This is a genomic window from Paenibacillus konkukensis, assembly GCF_023523925.1.
In the GTDB taxonomy this organism is placed as follows: domain Bacteria; phylum Bacillota; class Bacilli; order Paenibacillales; family NBRC-103111; genus Paenibacillus_S; species Paenibacillus_S doosanensis.
Map to the genome: position 1 here is coordinate 7,740,704 of NZ_CP027059.1, position 19,059 is coordinate 7,759,762.

At 54.5% G+C, this 19,059-nt stretch carries 15 protein-coding genes; 10 read left to right on the top strand and 5 right to left on the bottom strand.

The window, feature by feature from the left end; genetic code table 11:
* The first annotated feature begins 48 nt into the window (after positions 1-48).
* The 7 genes from SK3146_RS33910 to SK3146_RS33935 all read left to right on the top strand — a co-directional run bounded on the left by SK3146_RS33910 (position 49) and on the right by SK3146_RS33935 (position 9,848).
* Positions 49-4,584, top strand: coding sequence for a DEAD/DEAH box helicase (locus SK3146_RS33910; RefSeq protein ID WP_249862938.1), 4,536 nt, complete (start codon positions 49-51; stop codon positions 4,582-4,584).
* A gap of 117 nt (positions 4,585-4,701) precedes the next feature.
* On the top strand, positions 4,702-5,046 hold the full coding sequence (locus tag SK3146_RS33915; RefSeq protein ID WP_249862939.1) for a helix-turn-helix domain-containing protein: 345 nt from the start codon (positions 4,702-4,704) through the stop codon (positions 5,044-5,046).
* Entirely contained in the window at positions 5,043-5,723 is a 681-nt protein-coding gene (locus SK3146_RS33920; protein ID WP_249862940.1) for an ImmA/IrrE family metallo-endopeptidase, read from the top strand. The genes SK3146_RS33915 and SK3146_RS33920 overlap by 4 nt, the downstream gene beginning before the upstream one ends.
* Positions 5,724-5,805: 82 nt before the next feature.
* On the top strand, positions 5,806-8,202 hold the full coding sequence (locus tag SK3146_RS33925) for a PolC-type DNA polymerase III family protein (protein WP_249862941.1): 2,397 nt from the start codon (positions 5,806-5,808) through the stop codon (positions 8,200-8,202).
* 370 nt (positions 8,203-8,572) lie between these two features.
* On the top strand, positions 8,573-8,731 hold the full coding sequence (locus tag SK3146_RS35385; protein WP_434006924.1) for a GNAT family N-acetyltransferase: 159 nt from the start codon (positions 8,573-8,575) through the stop codon (positions 8,729-8,731).
* A 145-nt stretch (positions 8,732-8,876) separates the two neighbouring features.
* Positions 8,877-9,227 carry a low molecular weight protein tyrosine phosphatase family protein gene (locus SK3146_RS33930; protein WP_249866524.1) on the top strand — a complete coding sequence of 117 codons (351 nt, stop codon included), beginning with the start codon at positions 8,877-8,879 and terminating at the stop codon, positions 9,225-9,227.
* 246 nt (positions 9,228-9,473) lie between these two features.
* A complete protein-coding gene (locus tag SK3146_RS33935) occupies positions 9,474-9,848 on the top strand; it encodes a hypothetical protein (RefSeq protein WP_249862942.1) in 375 nt (124 codons plus the stop codon).
* A 334-nt stretch (positions 9,849-10,182) separates the two neighbouring features.
* Here SK3146_RS33935 and SK3146_RS33940 read toward each other — a convergent pair whose 3' ends face one another.
* The gene (locus tag SK3146_RS33940) at positions 10,183-10,569 is read right to left on the bottom strand and encodes a hypothetical protein (protein WP_249862943.1); all 387 of its coding nucleotides are present in this window, start codon (positions 10,567-10,569) and stop codon (positions 10,183-10,185) included.
* Positions 10,570-10,598: 29 nt separating this feature from the next.
* On the opposite strand from SK3146_RS33940, the gene SK3146_RS33945 reads away from it, so the two are divergent.
* On the top strand, positions 10,599-13,355 hold the full coding sequence (locus SK3146_RS33945) for a DUF5054 domain-containing protein (RefSeq protein WP_249862944.1): 2,757 nt from the start codon (positions 10,599-10,601) through the stop codon (positions 13,353-13,355).
* A 131-nt stretch (positions 13,356-13,486) separates the two neighbouring features.
* On the opposite strand, the gene SK3146_RS33950 is transcribed toward SK3146_RS33945, so the two are convergent.
* From SK3146_RS33950 to SK3146_RS33960, 3 genes are all read right to left on the bottom strand, one after another.
* The gene (locus tag SK3146_RS33950; protein WP_249862945.1) at positions 13,487-14,758 is read right to left on the bottom strand and encodes a hypothetical protein; all 1,272 of its coding nucleotides are present in this window, start codon (positions 14,756-14,758) and stop codon (positions 13,487-13,489) included.
* Positions 14,745-15,185 (bottom strand): RNA polymerase sigma factor, encoded by a 441-nt coding sequence (locus tag SK3146_RS33955; protein WP_249862946.1) that lies wholly within the window; start codon positions 15,183-15,185, stop codon positions 14,745-14,747. The genes SK3146_RS33950 and SK3146_RS33955 overlap by 14 nt, the downstream gene beginning before the upstream one ends.
* A gap of 307 nt (positions 15,186-15,492) precedes the next feature.
* Positions 15,493-16,395, bottom strand: coding sequence for a polysaccharide deacetylase family protein (locus SK3146_RS33960; RefSeq protein ID WP_249862947.1), 903 nt, complete (start codon positions 16,393-16,395; stop codon positions 15,493-15,495).
* Between the two features lie 295 nt (positions 16,396-16,690).
* Between SK3146_RS33960 and SK3146_RS33965 the strand changes: the two genes are divergently transcribed.
* Complete coding sequence (locus tag SK3146_RS33965; RefSeq protein WP_249862948.1) at positions 16,691-17,296, top strand: DUF2087 domain-containing protein; 606 nt, start codon at positions 16,691-16,693, stop codon at positions 17,294-17,296.
* Between the two features lie 93 nt (positions 17,297-17,389).
* Here the strand turns inward: SK3146_RS33965 and SK3146_RS33970 are convergent, their stop codons facing one another.
* Positions 17,390-18,082 (bottom strand): class I SAM-dependent methyltransferase, encoded by a 693-nt coding sequence (locus SK3146_RS33970; RefSeq protein ID WP_249862949.1) that lies wholly within the window; start codon positions 18,080-18,082, stop codon positions 17,390-17,392.
* Between the two features lie 137 nt (positions 18,083-18,219).
* Here SK3146_RS33970 and SK3146_RS33975 point away from each other — a divergent pair, with 137 nt between their 5' ends.
* A complete protein-coding gene (locus tag SK3146_RS33975) occupies positions 18,220-18,999 on the top strand; it encodes a hypothetical protein (RefSeq protein ID WP_249862950.1) in 780 nt (259 codons plus the stop codon).
* Positions 19,000-19,059 lie beyond the last annotated feature (60 nt).

The window sequence follows — 19,059 nt, forward strand, 5'->3', positions numbered from 1 at the left end:
CTATTTGTAGTCGATTCACGAATGTGTGCGAAAAAAAGGAGAATTCAGATGCAGAGTACCGGAGGAATAGAAGTATTTCATCCGCTGATCGCCGGCTGGTTTACGGATCGGTTCGGGCAGCCGACCGACGTTCAAATTCGCTCCTGGAGGGCGATCTTGTCCGGAAAGCATACGCTGATCGCCGCCCCGACCGGGTCCGGCAAGACGCTGGCAGGGCTGCTGCCCTGTCTGAACCGGATACTGCTGGAACGAGAGTCGGCCGATCGCGGAGTGAAGCTGATCTATATTACGCCGCTCAAAGCTCTCAACAACGATATTCATCATCATGTCATCGGCTACATAGAGGAGCTGAAGCGAAGGGCGGAAGCGCTCGGGCTCGGCTGGAGCGGGCTCACCTCCGGCGTACGTACCGGAGACACTCCGCAGCATGCTCGTGCCGCGATGCTCCGAAATCCGCCGGACGTGCTTGTAACGACGCCGGAATCGTTATATTTGCTGCTGACCTCTCCCAAAGCGCGGATGATGCTGAAGACGGTCCGCTATTGCATCGTCGATGAAATCCATGATTTGGCGGCGGACCGGCGTGGACTGCATCTGTCTGTGACGCTGGAGCGACTGACCGAATGGACAGGGGCGTCGCCGCAGCGAATCGGCGTTTCCGCGACGCAGAAGCCGATCGGGCTGGTGGCCCGGTTTTTGGGCGGATACGAACCGGTCCCGGCAGGCGATCGGAGGGGGAGCGGCGGCGAAGAGACGGAAGCGACGGGAAGGGACGATCATACGGCGGAAAGCGCCCCGGAGGATTCCGGAGGGGATGGCGGGTATGCCCCGCGAGACGTGGAGATTATCGAGAGCCGGATGGACAAGCAGTTCCGTCTGCGCGTCACTGTTCCGGAGTATACGCATTTGACCAGAGACAAGCAGGAGGCGGTCTGGGGACCGCTTACCGACCATATTATGAAGCTGATCGAGGGCTGCCGATCCGTCTTGATTTTCGTGAACAACCGCAGGCTGTGCGAGCGGCTGACGCTCAGGCTGAACGAGCATGCCGGCCGCGAGATGGCCCGCTCCCATCACGGAAGCATTTCGCGCGAGCAGCGGCTGGAGGTGGAAGGCGCGCTCAAGGCCGGCGAGCTGCGCTGCCTGGTGGCCACCTCCTCGCTTGAGCTCGGCATCGACGTGGGGCATATCGATCTCGTCGTGCAGATCGATTCGCCGAAGAGCGCGGCAGCGGGCATCCAGCGGATCGGCCGGGCCGGCCACTCCGTCGGCGACGTCAGCCGCGGGGTAATCGTTGCCCGCACCCGCGGGCAGCTGCCGGAATGCGCGGCGCTGGCGCGCAGCATCGCCGCCAGAGAGATCGAGGACATCCGGATTCCGCGCGGCGCGCTGGATGTCCTGTGCCAGCAGGTCGTCGCCATGGTGGCGGCGGACGACTGGACCTTGCCTCAGCTGCGCAGCACGCTGGCGCGCAGCTACGGATACCACGGCTTCCCGCCGGAACGGCTCGAAGCCGTGCTCCAGGTGCTGGCCGGCTACTACCCGTTCGTCCGGCCGCTGGTGGATTGGGATCGGGAGAGGGGGCTGCTCTCCCGCCGCAGTTCGACCGCCATGGCGGCGATCATGGGCGCGGGCACGATTCCGCAGGGCAGCGCCTATCCTGTCCATCATGCCCACAGCCATATTCATCTCGGAGAGCTGGACGAGGAATATATTCACGAGAGCCGCGCGGGAGACGTATTCCAGCTCGGAACCAGCTCCTGGAGAATCCAGACGATTCGAAGCGACCGGGTCTATGTGGTGGAGGAAGCGGGCGGCAACAGCTTCAGCGAAATTCCGTTCTGGCGCGGAGAGGGGCAGGGCAGAAGCTTGGCGTTTTCCGAAGAGATAGGAAAGTTCATGGAAGATTTGGAGCGGCGGATGGATTCGGAAGAGAAGCAGGTTATTACCGGACTGCTAATGGAATCCCATCATATGGACGCCCGGGCGGCGGACGAATTGCTGCTGCTGCTCCATGCGCAAAAAGCCGCCGCGGCGCTGCCTACTCATCGCCGCATCGTTATCGAACAGTTTCAGGACGATATGAAGCAGCATCATCTGATTATTCACAGCTGGTTCGGCCGTACCTTTAACCGTACTTGGCAGCTGGCCATTCAGGCGTATGCCGAGCGCCGGCTGCCGTACCGCATCTATGCCAACGCCAAGGACAACGGCATCGAATTTGTCGTGGCCGACGGCGGGAACGGAGACGCGTTCAAGCTGCTGCCGCTGATCCGCGAGGTTACCTCGCATCATCTGGAGCGGCTGCTGCAAGAAGCGATTCCGGGCTCGCCGCAATTCGGCATCACGTTCCGGCGGCTGGCCGAGACATCCTTGCTGTTGTCGCGAAGCTTCCGGCGGATGCCGGCTTGGCAGAAACGGCTGCGCAGCGAAGAGCTGCTGCGGGAATCGCTGCCTTATGCGGAGCAGTTTCCTTTTATCCGCGAAGCGATCCGCATCTGCATGCAGGAGGAGCTGGACGTACACGGAGTGCGCGGGGCGCTCAGAAGCATCGAAACCGGCAAGCTGGAGGTTGTCGTTGCCCAAGGGGCTTATCCTTCACCGTTCGCCGCGTTATTCCTTGCCGATTTTATTAATGCGCAAATGTATGAATCCGATGCGGTCGGCAAAGACCTTCAAGCGAACTTGACCGGGCTGAACCGTTCACTGGCGGGACAATGGTTCGAGCCCTCGGACTCTATTACTGCTTCGAATAGCGACAAAGAAAATGCGGATGACGGAGCCTTAGCGGCCGTGGACTCGGAGGAGACGGAGCGGGTCGTCGTCGAAACGACGGATGACTGGACCCGATTGCTAAAAGAACGCGGAGAGTTTACTGAAGAGGAGCTCACGATAATCACCGGAGAGGGATCGGGCGCGGCGAGCAAACTGCATGAGCTGGAACGGGAAGGGAAAGTGCGAACCGTTCGTTTGGGGGTTGCGCGTGCGAACGACGAGCATGGGACGGTCTATTGGATCTGCGCCGACGAAGCCGACACCTATGCGCGGCTGGGCTCCGATCCGCTGGCCGGCCGGTTTATCGCGACAAGATATGTGGATCGGCAGGCTCGCTTCACGATAGGAGCGTTGCAGCGGCGCTACGGACTGGACGAGCGAACGCTTGGCGAGCTGATTCGCGGATGGGAGGCGGAAGGAAGGATCGAGCCCTCTTCCTATGAAGAAGGGCCGGAGGAGCGAGTGTGGCTCAACCGCCGCCTATTGATTCGGGAAGCGCGCAGGCAGGCGGCCTCCCTCCGTCAGTCCGTGGAAACGATAGATCCGGCGGTATATTGCTCGCGGCTGATGGAGCTGCAGCATGTGCAGTCTTATGCGCGGCTCAGCGGCGAGGAAGGACTAAAGCGGATCATCGGCCAGCTTCAGGGACTATTCCTTCCTCTATCCCAATGGGAGAGCTCGGTGTTCCCGCTTCGCCTGACCGATTACAAGAAAGAGCTGCTGGACCGGCTCTGCGCAGCCGGCGACGTATTGTGGATCGGACGAAAACAGGAGAAGGAGGGCCGCGTCGCCTTTTTCCTCACGGAGTCCCGCGAGCTTTACGGCCCGTTCCTTGAACAAGCCGATCCCCTGAACGGCGGCGCTGTTGAGCTTGATCCTGCCGGGGTTGAGGGTCTAGGGGAGCCGCCGTCCGACGGCAGCGCGGAGGACCGGGAGCTCATGGCGCTGCTAGGGCGCAAGGGTGCCAGCTTCCTGTCTGCGCTAAGCCGGGAGACAGGGCGGGTCCCTTCGGAGCTTACATCCCAATTGGTGGAGCTGGCATGGAAAGGTTTGGTCTCGAACGATCAATTCGCCCCGTTCAGGCTGAACGGCACGGCGAAGCCGGGCAAAGCGCGAACGGCCGCAGGCAAGGGATTCCAGTCGGGACTCGGCCGCTGGTATGCGCTCAGTTCGTTGAAGGAAGAGGCGAATTACGAACCGCCGGAAGCGATGATGGCTTGGATCAAGCAGATGTTGGAGATGTTCGGCTTGCTCACCAAGGAGCTTGCCGGATACTCTCCTTGGTCGTGGGAAGATCTTTATCCCCAGCTTAAGCAGTTGGAGAACTGGGGAATGCTGACCCGCGGATTATGGGTTCGCGATGTGAAAACGATGCAGTTTTCCACCAGGGAAAGGCTCGGCATCTTGCAGAGCCGTTCATGGACCGAAGGGAACCGGCCGGTCGTTCTTCCTTCGACGGACCCGTCCAATCCGTTCGGACTTCTCGTCAAATGGCCGGAGAAGGAAGGCATAGCTTTTGCCAGGAAAAAAGGCAGCGAACTCGTTATGCGCGGAGGCCGTTGGCTGTTGTGGATCGAAAATAACGGCAAGCGGATCTATACGATGGAGGAACTGCGGGGCGATGAGCTCGAGGAGCTGCTGCGGAGCGCCGCTGCGGATTATTTGCGGTATTCCGGCATCCGCAAGCTTGTCGTCGACAAGTGGAATGGCAAGCCTGTCAAACAGTCGGAGGCGGCCGATATTCTCCTTAAGCTGGGGGCCGAGAGCGACCGCGATTCGCTCGTCATTTGGCCGAGCAGCCTGCGGTAGGAAGCGGCTTAGCCGCTTCTGGGCGCTTGCCCCGGGAGAGGGGAATTCTTAAAGAGAAAAATGTTGACAATTCATTCAACATGGGTAATACTGGAAAGAGGAAAGGGGTAATACAACATGAGCGAATTCGGAGAGCTTCTAAGACAACTGCGCAAACAGCACAAAATTACCCAGCGCCGCCTTGCCGAACTGGTTGGCATCGACTTTACCTATATAAGCAAAATCGAAAGCGGCTCGATGGACCCGCCCGCAGAGGACAAGATTGTCAAAATCGCCGAAGTGCTCCATGTCTCGGCGGATGAGCTGATTTTGGCTGCCGACAAGGTCCCAAGCAGTTTTCAACGGCTAATTACAGAGAACAAAGATGTTCCGATGTTTTTAAGAAAAGCATCCAATCTTTCCCCGGCCCAATGGCAGCAGATTAAAGATATTATCGGAGAAAACGATGAGGAGGCCCAATGAGCAATAAATCCCGCTACATTACCAATGAGCAAATGGAGAGCGTCACGATGAGCATCCTTACGGATTACGGGTATGATCCCCATGATAAAGTGATCCGTCCGGTTCCGATCGAAGAATTGGTTGAATTTCATTTTGATTTGCAGATTATATGGGAGGCCATCGATCATTTGGACCAAGATGGGATGGTGATGGCGGCCATATTTCCTACGGAAAAACGGATTGTGCTTAATGAAACTCATCGCGAGTTATTTGACAGCAAGCTGGGAACCTATCATTTCACTTTGGCTCATGAATTGGGACATTGGGTTTTGCATACGACGCAAACTTCTTACAGGCTCCGCTCGCAGCACTCCTTTTCCCCGGAATCCGGTGACAGCCCTGTCTATTGCCGCAGTTTATCGCAAAAGCCGGCGATCGAAGTTCAGGCCGACCTGTTTGCCGGCTGCTTGCTCATGCCGCGTCCGATGTTGGAGAGGGCCGTAGGGCAGCTTCGAAGAATAGGGCGGATTCAGCTGTTCCATTTGTACAGGCTCGCCGATTGCTTCGGGGTTTCGATATCGGCGCTGACGGTGCGATTGGCTCAATTACAGCTTTTAATCGTTGGCCAAGAAGGCCAGATTACATGGTGCGGCGCGCCGAAAGAACAGAAGGCGGAACAGCTAATTATGGATTTCTGATTTTTTTTGCTCTAAAAGTTGAGTTGATAATCAACACAACATTTTTGGGGAATATTTCTTATTTGATGGGAGCTGAGATCAAATGGATAAGAATCAACGTATTGAGTTTGGCGTTATAGTCGCCGAGAGTAAAGCACAAGGGAATGAAACCGCGTCTCTCTTTTTCCGTCATATGAATGAGCAGGGATATGAGTTCATAGGATTAGTCGGGCAATATGGAATCCGGTCGCTTGTCTCTCTGGACCGATTGGCTCGTTCGTTCGGGATCAAGCCGTTATTAGGTCTTGAAGCTTTAATCGTCAAGAAGCGGGAGCGAACGCTAAGCGCCGCTGCGGAGCATGATACAGAAGATGATTATTTTTCGTGCTATATATACGCTCTAAGCTCGTTAGGCAAAAATCATTTATTCCGGCTGCTCTCATTATGGATGAAATACAAGCCTGGACGAATGGATGCGGACAAGCTGCAGCCACTTCGTACGGGAATGTTGGTCATGAACGGCTGCGACAAAGACGAGCTTTTGCATACAGTATTGCATCGGCCTGAGCAAGCAGAAGCCGTAGCCGCTTTTTATGATGCATTGATGATTAAACCTGCACCTTTGCTTCAAGGGGAACAAGGGGGCGCAGCCTGCTTCACCAGAGCGGATTACGAGCAGGCTAACCGGATCATTTACGAACTGGGGAAGCGGCTCGGCAAGCCGGTTATCGCCACGCTCAATGTACGGGTTCCCAATACAGGGGAATCGTTACCGACGCTGATCTCTACGGACGAAATGCTTCGAGAGTTCGCCTATTTAGGTGAGAAAGCGGCCTATGAGGTCGTAGTAGAGCAGCCGAACCGGTTGGCGGCCTTGTTTGAACATTACGATTTGCTGCCGACGAGACGCTTGTTTCCCGTTATAGAAAATAGCGCGCAGAAGCTGCGGTCCTTATGCTTTAAGGCGGCAGAAGATCAATACGGATCACCTTTGCTTGATCGGGTGAAAGAACGCCTGAATTCAGAGCTTGATTCCATCATCGACCACGAGTTCGCGTCCTGTTATCTCATTGCGGCGGAGGCGGCCGGACATGCGGCTCAGCATAAGCAACCTGTAGGAGCGAGAGGTTCTGCGGGGGCGAGCATCACAGCGTATTTTACCGGAATAACGGAGATCAATCCTTTGCCGCCCCATTATTTATGCAAATCTTGCAAGCGGGTGGAATGGATTGATGATGCGGGGAACGGTTTCGACTTAATCGATCGTACATGCCCGCAATGCGGAGGGATGATGCAAGGTGACGGGCATAACATCCCGCAGGAGATGTTTCTAGGCGTGCAAGGGGAGAAAGCTCCGAATATCGATTGGATCGTCGCTCCAGAATATCAAGCAGAAGCGGAAAATGAACTCAAGAGGAAATTTGGCAAGGAGAAAATAGTCTACCCCGGTACGACCGATCATCATCCGCAACCCGCAGGAGTCTATGTTGTACCGGACCATGTAGAGACGGAAGAGGTCACTCCCGTCATATATCAAGGTGCAGATTCAGAAATTCAGCGGGAGATGACCTACTTCGACTACCGGCTGCTTGATCCGATATGGTTCAGGCTTGACTTCATAAGCAATGATTACATGTCCGCTTTGCGCTTACTACAGGATCTGACAGGTGTTCATCCGCAAAACATTCCTATGAATGATCCTAAGGTGTTAAGCTTGTTCAGGCACACGGAAGAACTCGGCGTATCCGCACGTCAACTTCGCAGCAAAGTAGGAACCTACGGCATCCCGGAGATGAATGTCCCGTTTGTTCGTGACATGCTGGAGAAGGTACTGCCACATTCATTTTCCGAGCTTGTACAAATATCCGGATTGTCGCACGGCACCGGCACATGGGAAGACAATGCCTGGCCGCTTATTCAAAGCGGTGAAGGTACGATTCGCTCCGTTATAGGGTGTCGCGACAATGTAATGCTGGATTTGATTCACTATGGTATTGACAGGCAAACCGCCTTCGCAATTACGGATCGCGTTCGAAGAGGAGAAGGGCTGCTTCCTGACCAAGTGGAGCTGTTGGAGCGTCATTCCGTTCCGCATTGGTATCGCGACGCTCTTTCAAAAATAAAATACGCTTTTCCCAAAGCGCATGCAGTCTCCTATGTTATGCTAGCTCTCCGCTTGGCTTTCTATAAATTGTATTTTCCTCTGGAGTTTTATGCCGCATATTTTACGGTGAGAGTAAGAGACGACAATCTTTTTGATCTCATTTCGCAAGGGTATCGGGACATCGCCGAAAGACTGCAAACCATCGAAATCGCCATAGCTGCGAACGGCAGCGAATATCCACTGTCTGAAGACAAGTCGACCCTTGAGGTGGCGTTGGAAATGACGGCCCGGGGATTCCGTATGACCAGGGAGCCTCAGGACAATCCGGTTGTTTATTGGATACATGACGATACGGTCAAGAAACTGGCCGTGCCTCTGCAAAACTGTTCAATGTAATCGGTTCTGCAAAGATTTGTAATCAAGTTGTAATCTGACGTTCATCCGGGGATCATATTTTACGTCTATACTGTACCTATGACCCCCTTTTCATAATATATATCTTGAAGGCCTGCATCTCGTTGATGCGGGTCTCTTTTTTTTGCAGAAATATCCGTTAGCACGATAAATATTGAAGGAAAATGTATACCAAAGGCGAATATCATAGACTGTAAATCATAGCCAGAAAGTCGGTGAGGGAGCCAGACGAGACAACGTTTGTTTTCTAGAAGAACGGTAAGTTCTACGGACACATTCCAAAAAATAACGGATAAAGCCTCAGCGAATTTCAGTAGAGCGAATTGCTGCCTATATCAAACGAAACCCTGGGATCAGTACTGTCGCTGAGATTGACCAAATAATTGTGGGTACAGTACTTTGCGGCCATGATGGACGGCGCGGCACATTATACCACGTTGCTGTAGCCGAGGAGCATCGACGAAAGGGAATAGCAAAAGAGATGGTTGAAAGGAGCCTTTCATTGCTATAGGAAGCAGGAATTCATACAGCAGTTTTGTTTGCCCACTCGGAGAATGTGAATGCAGTAACACATTGGAGACATAGTGGATGGACGTTATTTTCTAATGTGCTGTATCACTCAAGGGAGTTCTAAACCATAAAGGAAGGTGAACTAAATAAAATTATTATTTATTTGCAGCAGGAACAAATGGCGAAGTCTAACGGCAGAAAAGATATTTCATGGAGTCAATGATTACGATGTGAGGTCAGCGGGAACAGAAGAGAATGCTCGTATTAAGGTGACTAGCGGGCATATTGGTTGGGCTGACCTTATATTCGTGATGGAAAAGAAACACATAAGAAGGTTGAATGCCAAGTTTGGACCGATGCTCGCGGGAAAAAAAGTCATTTGTTTAGATATTCCTGATGACTACAAATATATGGACGACGAGCTTATTGAAATCTTGTACTCCAGAGTCTCAGAATATATCGAACTGCCTTTTGAGCCAGTAACTGGCGATACCTGATCCGATGGCGGCTATGCGCGGGTCCCTAGACACGGTGAATCGCCGAAGGAGGAAGGGAGTAAAAGAACAAGGGGGCTACCGATCAAGGGAAAGCGGACGCACATCGAGTTACCGAGTTATTGAAAGCCGAAAAGATCGATGACGTCTATAAGATGGAATTTATAGGCCAACAATTAATAGGAGTAACACGATTGTGGAACGCCGATGAACAACTGTAAGCAGTATCTGTGAAGAGGGGGCAAATGAATGATTATTCCGGCATGCACTGTTTTGCTGTGGATATTGCAGGAGTTCAGCATATTGTTAACCCGTCCGGCTCAGTATCGTAAGCGGAGACCGATGGTGATGATGGCTGCCGGAGTTCTCGCGATGATTGCGGCGATCGTTTACTATGTGGTCGCGCAGCGTCCGCGGGTAGGGCCTATCGGCAATGGGCCGGATCTTCATCAAATATGGGTTGCATTTTTGTATTTGACGGCTTTGGGGGGATGTTTGTTTACAGCAGGCATCATCATATGGTCTGTCCATCGAAGCTGGAGAACAAAACAGGAAGCCGGATCGGCGGAATCTTTTCGGGAGCATGGTGAAAAGGAAGAGGAAGCGAGCGGAAACGATCAGTAAGAGCGCAAATGCACAGACGTATTTGCTGGGGCGACGATTAAGAAATCGAGCGGGCAACGGTGATCGAAAGGCATTTCCGTATGGCGGTCGCCGCAGCTTCCTGCTGAATGCCTCAACAACCTGGATGCACGGCTTTTGTTTAGAAGAAACACGGCCGAAGGGGACAGGGATACACGGTTTTCACGCAAAATAGTCGTTGCAAGAAAGCGAGCGGTTAGGTATACTTTACGCAAAAGGATAATTAAACCGGTTTAACGATCGGTTGCTGCATACGCTTGAATTAAACCGGTTTAATGGATATCCGGCTTGATCTAGGCTGCAATGCTGACCCTCGTCAAGAATGCTCGGCGCGTATGTGTTCAGGTTCAACAAATGCTTTGCTGTTACAGCAAGGTTCAGTGAGCAGCAGGTTCTTGAATTGAATGTAAGCGGTTACTAAAGGGTTGGCGAGAAAGCGGCCGGAGAGCTTGGGAACAGCGGCAGCAGTCGCTTTTGTAAACGAAGCTTTTTTCCGAATCAGAGGCTCAAAGAATAAAGGAATCCGTAGGGCCAGCGTGCGGAAACCGCTATCGACCGCAGGACGCGTACAATTTGCCACGATTCTGAACATCTTCAAATAGTGCAGTTGTGGTTTGCCGCCTTGACCAATATCGTGACGTACATAGGCTTGCGGATCGCGCAGGCAGCCTTTCGCAGGATCAGGGCGGAACCATGGACTCATATAACGATAGTCAAAGGAGAGCTAAGACTATGAACACGAAAGTGAATAAAATTTACGTTGTTTTCAAGACGCATTTTGATATCGGCTTTACCGGGTTGGCTTCGGACGTCGTCCATAGCTACAGGACGGAGATGCTGGAGGATGTCATTCAAATTTGCGAACAAACGGGGCAAAACGACCCGCGTGAGCGTTACGTATGGACGATGTCGGCTTGGCCGCTTGCGCAATCTTTGGAAGGAAGCCGTGAGGAAGACAAGCTTAGGGCGCAGGAGCTGATTCGGGCGAGGCAGTTGATCTGGCATAAGCTGCCTTTTACGACGCATACCGAATTTTGCGGTTTGGAGGAGTGGGTTCGCGGAATGTACGTGTCCCGTGCGTTAACCGAACAGTTCGGTTACGATCCTGAGGATGCGAAGATGACGGATGTTCCGGGTCATACATGGAGCGTTCCGTCCTTGTTGAAAAAAGCCGGCGTGAAGCTGCTTCACTTAGGCTGCAATCCGGCGTCTACGCCTCCCGACGTGCCGCCCGTATTTTATTGGGAAGGGCCCGACGGCGAGCGCCTGCTTACCTTTTATTCCAAGGGAGCGTACGGCACGGGGATTTTGCCTCCTGAAGATTGGGACTATCCGGTATGGCTGGCGATGATTCAAACGAATGACAACCACGGGCCTCATGAAGCGTCCATAATTGAGGAGATGAAAGCTTCGATTGCGAATGCGGGCTCGAAGGCGGAGCTGCATGTCGGCAGTCTGGCGGATTTTGCCGCAGATTTCTTGTCTTATGAGCCTCTTCTGCCGGTCATAAGAGGAGATTTGGCCGACTCCTGGATTCATGGCGTCGGCACGGCGCCCAAGGAGGTGGCCAAAGCAAGAGAGCTTCGGGGCCGCACGACGGCTATGGAGAGCGCCGCCGCCATCCGGCACTGTTCGGGCGACGGCGGCAATCTGGAGGAAGCTGCAGCCCAAATACGCGGCAGCTACGAACAGACGCTGCTGTTCGGCGAGCATACGTGGGGGATGGATTGCAAATCGTTTTTGTTTCCGAGAACGTACGAGAAAGCGTCGTTTCTGAAGGATAAGCAGAGCGAGCGTTATCGCTTAATGGAACAGTCGTGGCGGGAGCAGGCGGATTATTTGCGCCATGCCGAGCGTCATCTGGAGGAAGCGGCGCGCGCTTTGCGGCCGGGGAGCAGGGAGGCGGCGCAGCGTCCCGGCCATGCGGAAGCGGCGCCTGATGCCGGACATGCGGCGGAGATGCTGGCGGCAGCCGGCTGCGATGAGGAACTGGCGCAAGCCTGCGCCTGCGGGACAATGACGGGCAGCAGCCTCCGTGTATATAATCATACCGGATGGATGAGGGACGGCTATGTGGCGCTCGATGGGGAGCACCGTCCGGACGAGGATGAAGTGTGGGTGGACGGTTCGAGCGGCGAACCGCTCCAGCTCCGAGCTTCCGGCAGCGGACTCCACGTGCTGGTGAAGGAGCTCCCGGCGCTCGGTTACAAGACCATCGTCCGCGTTAAGCGGGAGAACGGGCCTGTAAACGGCGGGATGAAGGATAACGATAGCGGGCTGCGCGGAAGTGTGACCGAGACGGAGATCGTTATGGAAAACCGTTATTTTACGGTTTCCGTCAACCGCTGCGGCGGGTGGATTACGAGTCTGTGGGATAAGAGACTGGGCAAAGAATGGATCGAGCCGAATGCCGATTACGGATTCGGACAGTATGAATACAATATTTACTCCAACAAGGAAATTACCCGCTATTTGAAAAAATACGCTTACCGGTATTACGACTGGGGAGTGCATGATTTCGGCAAGACGGGGTATCCCGAGCAGCAGAAGCGGCTTGTCTTCGGCACGGAGGTCCGCATGTCGCGGCTTATTGAGGAGCAGGGCCGCATACGGATCGAAGTGATCGCGGGAACGCCGGCCGTTTCTTTGACCGAATACGGGAATGCGGCGGAAGTCGTATGGAGCATCGCGTTGGCCGACGAGCCGCATATCGATATGGAATGGCGCTTGAACGGAAAAGTCGAGACGCCTTTGGCCGAATCCGGGCAGCTCATTTTCCCGCTGAAGCTCGATCGCCCGCAGTTTAGAGTGAACAAGCTGGGCAGCGTCGTGGACCCGTGCCGCGATGTGGTGGCCGCTTCCGGTACGTTGCTGAATTGCTGCGAATATTTTCTCGATGTCTCGAACGGCTCCGCCGGCATGGCGATCATCCCGCTCGATTCGCCGTTATGCTTTATCGGCAGGAACGGCATGTGGGATTATGAACCGGATTATAAGCCGGAAAAGCCGGAAATTCATTTTAATTTGTTCAACAATTGGTGGGGCACGAATTTTCCGCAATGGACGGGCGGCGATTTAACGTACCGATTCCGCTTAGTGCCGCATCAAGGCGATTGGGCGGATGCGTGCGTATGGAGGACGGCGCAGGAGACGATGAGCCCTGTGCTGACGCTCCCCGCCGAAACGGCGGCGATGGATGCTGTGGAGCTGCTTCCGAACGGCTTGGACGGATTTGCCGTAGTGTGCTTTAAAATAGCTGAGGACGGAAACGGCTACATCCTGAGGCTGCGGGAATGGACAGGAACGAAGCGGGAGACGGCGCTGTCGCTGCCCGCATGGGTCGGAGCCGTCGAAATGACCGATTTGCTGGAACGCGGCATTCGGACATTGTATTCGTGCGATCGGTGCAGAGACGTCCGCGACGAACAGGTGGCGGTACCGTTCTCCACGAAGCCGTTCGAAATCCATACGTTCCGGATTTCCCGGTAATCCGCATCTCAACGCAGTACAGAATCGGTTCAACTGGCTGCCAACTACCGACGGATGATCGTAAAAACGGGCTGCATATTCCGCTTCACGGAGAATGCAGCCCGTCTTCCATGCAGTTATTCGAATCCGAATCAATAACCAAGCAGCTTCTTGCCTTTGTCTTTCCACATTTCGATAAACGGCTCGTTAACGGCCCATTGAAGCATTACGACCGATTCGTTCGGGGCGAGACTCAGTGTCATCAGCGGTTTGCGGGCTATCTGTCCTTCGGACGGATAGACGGTAATATCGCTGTCGGTTACAACGCCGAGCAGCTCGTTGTTCGGCGACGAGAAGGCATCCTTCGCGTCGGGCCGAATGCGCCGGATTTCGCTCCAGTCGGTCGACAGCCGATCGTAGGAAACGACCGAATCCGGCAGGGTGATCGGGACGTCCTGGAGCAAGTAGCGATACATATTGCCGTCCGTCCGGTTGTTGTAAGAAGCGAGCTGGGGAACCCATTGCCCCTGCTTGCGCACGATCGTCCAGCTATCGCCGGTGTCGTCTATAGGCGCCGAAGCGGCGCTTCCGCCGGAAGATTGCTTGGAAGCGTTTAACAACTGCAATCGGGATTGGATCGAGCTTCCGTACAATGTTTTCATCGAAACATGCGGCTCCGAGGCCGGGGCGAGCGGCGTTCTGGCCTTGTTCTGCGCAATGTCCTGAAGTTCCTTGACCCATACGTACTCATGACGCGTCTCCTTGCCTTGAACGGTCTGGCGCACGGTTTGCGCGACGGACAAATAGCGGTTACCGGCAAAGAGCAGCTTCTCCGACAGCGCAAGCGGTCCCGCAGGCTTCGGGTCCAGCTTCCGCGCTTTGCTCAGCTCGGAAGCGAGCGATGCGCTTAGCACCCGGGATTCTTCTCCAGAGCTGACGAGACTTTGCGGCACGATTTTCATAAAGTCGGTTTTGTACGGCATCAGAATGCCGTCCCCTTCGGCAACCTTCTGCAGCTCGCCCTGATCGCCTGCCAAAAGCAGCGTCCGGTATGTGCTGTACTCCGCGCCTCCCTCCTGAGGGTGGTCGGTCCGCAGCCCGATCAGCACGGCGGAATGAATGCTGACGTTTTCCTCACCCGTCCCGGAGAAAGGGGGAATCCAAGCTTCCAGCGCCCCGTTCTTATCGCGGAGTACGCCGGCGGGTCCTTGTTCGAGCATGGAATGCCAATCGACGGACAAGAACACGGCCGCCGCGACCAGAACGGCGCTGATCCCGCCTAGCCAGGGCAGCCATTTGCGCGGAGTGTTATCCTGTTCATCCAGGCGTTCCCCGATCCGTTTTTTCAGCGTATCAGAGAACCCGTTGCGGGTGAGCGGTCCACTGGCCAGCCCTTTCTTTAACTCGTCGTCAATCGGCTCCATGACTGTGACTCTCCTTTAACTTCGTCATTTTTTTGCGGGCATGAAACAAACGTGATTTCACCGTTCCCTCGGTCACTCCCAATATTTGCGCCATTTCTTTCATCGATAATTGATAATGTGCGTAAAGGATGAGCACCTCCCGGTATTTGACAGGCAGCCTGAGCACCATCTTCCACAGATCGTTAACCGCCATTTTGTCGATGACGGCCTGTTCGGCGGAGGAGGACTCGGCAGAGGGGGCGAGGAAGTCCATTAATGTAACTTTCCGGTAAAATGCCGAGCGCCGATAGTCGAGCGTCATGTTGCGGGTAATTGTTAAAATCCACGTTTTGACGGAAGATTCATTGCGGAACGTATACAAGTTGCGGTACACCTTAATAAAAACCTCTTGAGTAATATCGTCCGCTTGGTCCCATTTGCGCGTCATGCTAAAAGCGTAATTCCATACATCTTTGCCATAAGCGACCATCAACTCTTCCAGGATGGCCTTCTTATTGGAACTTTCGGATAAATGCCTCAAATATTCAAAATTCACATCGGATTCCAACACTGCCACCTCAATTATTTGACGATCAGCCCTCCACTCAGGTTCAAAAAAATATTTTCCCTAGATAAAAGACTTCCCGGCAAGCACTCTTCTTCACTCTAGTTTACAGCTTCCGGCCGCATCGGGAAAGACCTGTCGGCATAAAGATCCGCTTGCAGCCGTAATCCGAAGCTTTACCGGTCCGCTTTCAATTCCGGGGCTGGTAGCCGTTTTCTTTTAAAAAAGCGATGATGGCGGGAAGCGCCTCTACGGTGTTGTCCAGCTTTCCCTGCTTGCCCCCGAAGCTGTGCAGCAGGATGATGCCGCCCGGCTTCGTATGGGACTTGACGTTGCGAACAATCTCTTCGGAATCCGTGCCAGCCCAATCGCGGGGGTCTACGTTCCAGCCGATCAGGGGGCGTTCGGATCGCTCGGCTTCCTTCTTGACGAGAGCGGAGACGGCCCCGTAAGGCGCTCTGATCAAAGAAGGGGAGAATCCCACCGTCTTCTCGATCCATTCGTCCGTCTTCGTAAGCTCTGCGCGGATTCGGGCCGAAGAGAGCTTGGATAAATCCGCATGATCCCATGAATGATTGCCGATCGCATGGCCTTCTTCATGAATCCGTTTGAGCACCTCCGGAAACTTGCTCACTTGGGTGCCGACGACGAAAAAAGTCGCTTTCACATCGTTTTCCCGCAAAATATCCAAAATCGCCGGCGTATACTTGCCGTCCGGCCCGTCGTCGAACGTAAGCGCCACCTTCCCGGCGAACGCCGGCGGGCTCGCCTGCACGGGCCCCAGCACCGGGCCGGCAGCGGTGCTGGTATCGGCGGCGGCATACAGGGCATGCCTGGCTTCCGGCGGTTCGGTTCCGACGGAGTGCGACGGCGAAAGAGCCGCTGACGATGGCGCAGACCCGTTCAGGGAACCGGCTGGGGATATGGCGGGTTCACGGATCGCATCCCGGGCGCCGATCGGCGCGGAGCCGCCGGGCAGAGAAAACATGCTTTCCGTTAGGGCAAAGCTGAGCCATGCCATGCCGGCCATACCGCAAAACGCGGCCCCGGCAATCCAATGCTTGCCTCTATCCGTCAAAAATCGCGTTAACATGACAATAAACCTTCTTTCATCCGTTTTTGACGGCGTTTGTTGATGTATATATTTGACGAATAGGCATGCAAAAAAGTTTACATTTTCGACAGCGGGATAAGATTTTTTTTGCCGGATGGGAGGGATGAGGGGGAAACTGTTGACCGTTTGGTTATAATTGGATATTATATAATTATCTAATTTGATGAATCTATAATTAGGTGTCCGTCGAGAACGGCCGGAGGTGTCGGCTGAATCTGGAAGAGCGGTTCAACATGTTATGACTTATACAATAAGAAGGAGAGGCGATCGATGCATGCAGCTGGATAAAGTCGTCAATTATCATAAGGCATTGGCTGATCCGACCCGGATCAAAATTTTAATTTTACTGGCGGAAGGGGAAGTGCACGGACTGCTGCTGGCGGAGAAGCTGTTTTTATCGGCGGCGACCATTACCCATCATTGCGCCAAACTGCGGGAAGCCGGGCTGATCAACGAAAGAAGGGAGAAGAACGTCGTCTATTTTTCCCTGAATCATTATTTTATTCAGCATAGCGCCTCAGCTACGGCGGAGCTTATTTATCGAAATGCGAAGCAGAGGGAGGAGGTGGAGGACGTGGAAAACAATAACGAACGGCTTGTTGCTTCCGTTATCAAAAACTTTTTCACTGCGGACGGCAAGCTGAAGCATGTTCCCGCGCAGCTTAAGAAAAAGCTGATCGTTCTGGAATATATGGTGTCCCGCTTGGAACAGGGCAAGAAGTATACGGAGAAAGAAATCAATGAGTTTATTAAAAGGTTTCATGACGATTTCGCTACGATTCGCAGGGAATTTATTATGCACCAATTTTTGTTCCGGGAGCAGGAAATCTATGAGGTGAACCCGCGGGAACTGTGGGCTAGGTGGGAGAGCTTAAGCTGAGGCGGACGACAAGGGCAGAGGGGAAGACAGGGGAAGACCCCTCTGTTTCTTGTCTAAAAGCACGGCACAAAAGTAACTCCGCCGGACAAACTTCTATAAGTGAAGCCACCACATACCCGCGCATTCGGGCAGCCGAACCCAGTTATGCCGGGCAATCTGCTCTGCCACATCGTCTCCGAAGAAAAATTGCGCCAGCTCCTCCGCCTGAGCCAGACTCTCGAATTGATAATCCGTCCGGACCCAGCGATGGGAGAAGCCGTACCTGGAAACCAGCAGCGAGTAATATTCCGTCAAAAAGGCCGGAGGCTCGGGCGTTTCATGTCCGGTGCCCATCGTTTCCCAGATGATGATCGTGCCTCCCGGACGGAGGACCCGCTTCATTTCGCCCATAATCGTCTCCAGATTGGATTCCCAATCGGCGACATGGCGGTTTACCGCATAGCATACGGTCCAGCCGGCGATGATCAGATCGGCGCTTCGGTCCTCCGCCGGTATCGCGGAATGGCCCGCCGCCGTCCGGGTCGTCCACCGGCAGCCAGCCGCCGTCTCCCGCAGCTTTCGCGCAGCGATCTGAAGCATCGCTTCCGACCGGTCTACAGCCAAGACCGAGCGCGCATAAGGCGCGAGCACGGAACTGAATCTTCCCGTACCCGCTCCCAGATCGACGATGTCCAGTCCGCGAACGTCTCTGATTTCCGTGACGTAAGGGAGCAGGCTAAGCTGCTTGGAGATCAGCTGGTCGTACTTTTCCGCTTGCTCTTGATAAATGAGGTCGTGATTCGGCATAGTGATAATTCCTCCTGTAATGAATTTGGTTATGGTTCCCCCTGATCATAAAAGTTGACGTAAGGTGAAGGTCAAGCGTATTTTTTCAGGCGCGATCGGCGAAGCGTTTTTCTCTCCTTTTAGAACAATGCACCGGCGTGTACAATAGAAATGATAAAGGCAGCGAGGAAAAGCCTGTCTTACGGTACCAGTTTCTGGATGGAGGCCGATTGAATTTGAAGCAAACGGACATCAGTATTGCACTGTTCACTTTGGCAGGCATCGCCACGGCGCCGGGATTTATGGACCCGCTCCGGGAGGAGCTGTCGCAGCAGCTGGAGAGCAGAGGGTATAGGGTGGAGACGGATTCGCTCTATCCGTTCGGCGATTGGTCGCAGCGGGTGACGCGCCAGCTGGCCGCAATTTTCCGCGATCTGACGGATATTCAGGAGCGCATATGGGCTTCGATCGGCGCACGTGCGGCGAAGGAGCGGATTTTTGAGGCGGCCGAGGCGGGGCGGACCGTGCTGTTGATCGGACACAGCGGGGGAGGCGTCAGCGCCGTGCAAGTGGCGGGGCGGCTGCAGAAGGCGGGGTATTCGCCGCCGCTCGTCGTTCAGATCGGTTCGCCCAAATGTCCGATACCGCCGGAGCTGCGGGAGCGCGTGCTGTTCCTGTCTGCCGTCGGAACGGGAGGCAGAAGAGATCCGGTGACCCGGTTAGGACGCTGGGGCGGCTGGGTACGGCGGTTAGGGCTTCTTCAGATTTGGCGGCGCCGAGCGTATCCACCCGGTGAAATCACCGACATCCCGCTGATCGGGAGCCATCCCGACTATTTCCGCACGCATTCTCCGTATGTGGATGAAGCGGGCCGCACGAATATGGAGCAGACGCTGCGTCCGCTTTTGGCATGGCTGGAGCGCAAGCTGCCGCAATGAGGGCGCGGGCTCCGGGACATTCCGTAGCATAAAAACTTATACTGTTTTTCGTAATACGAA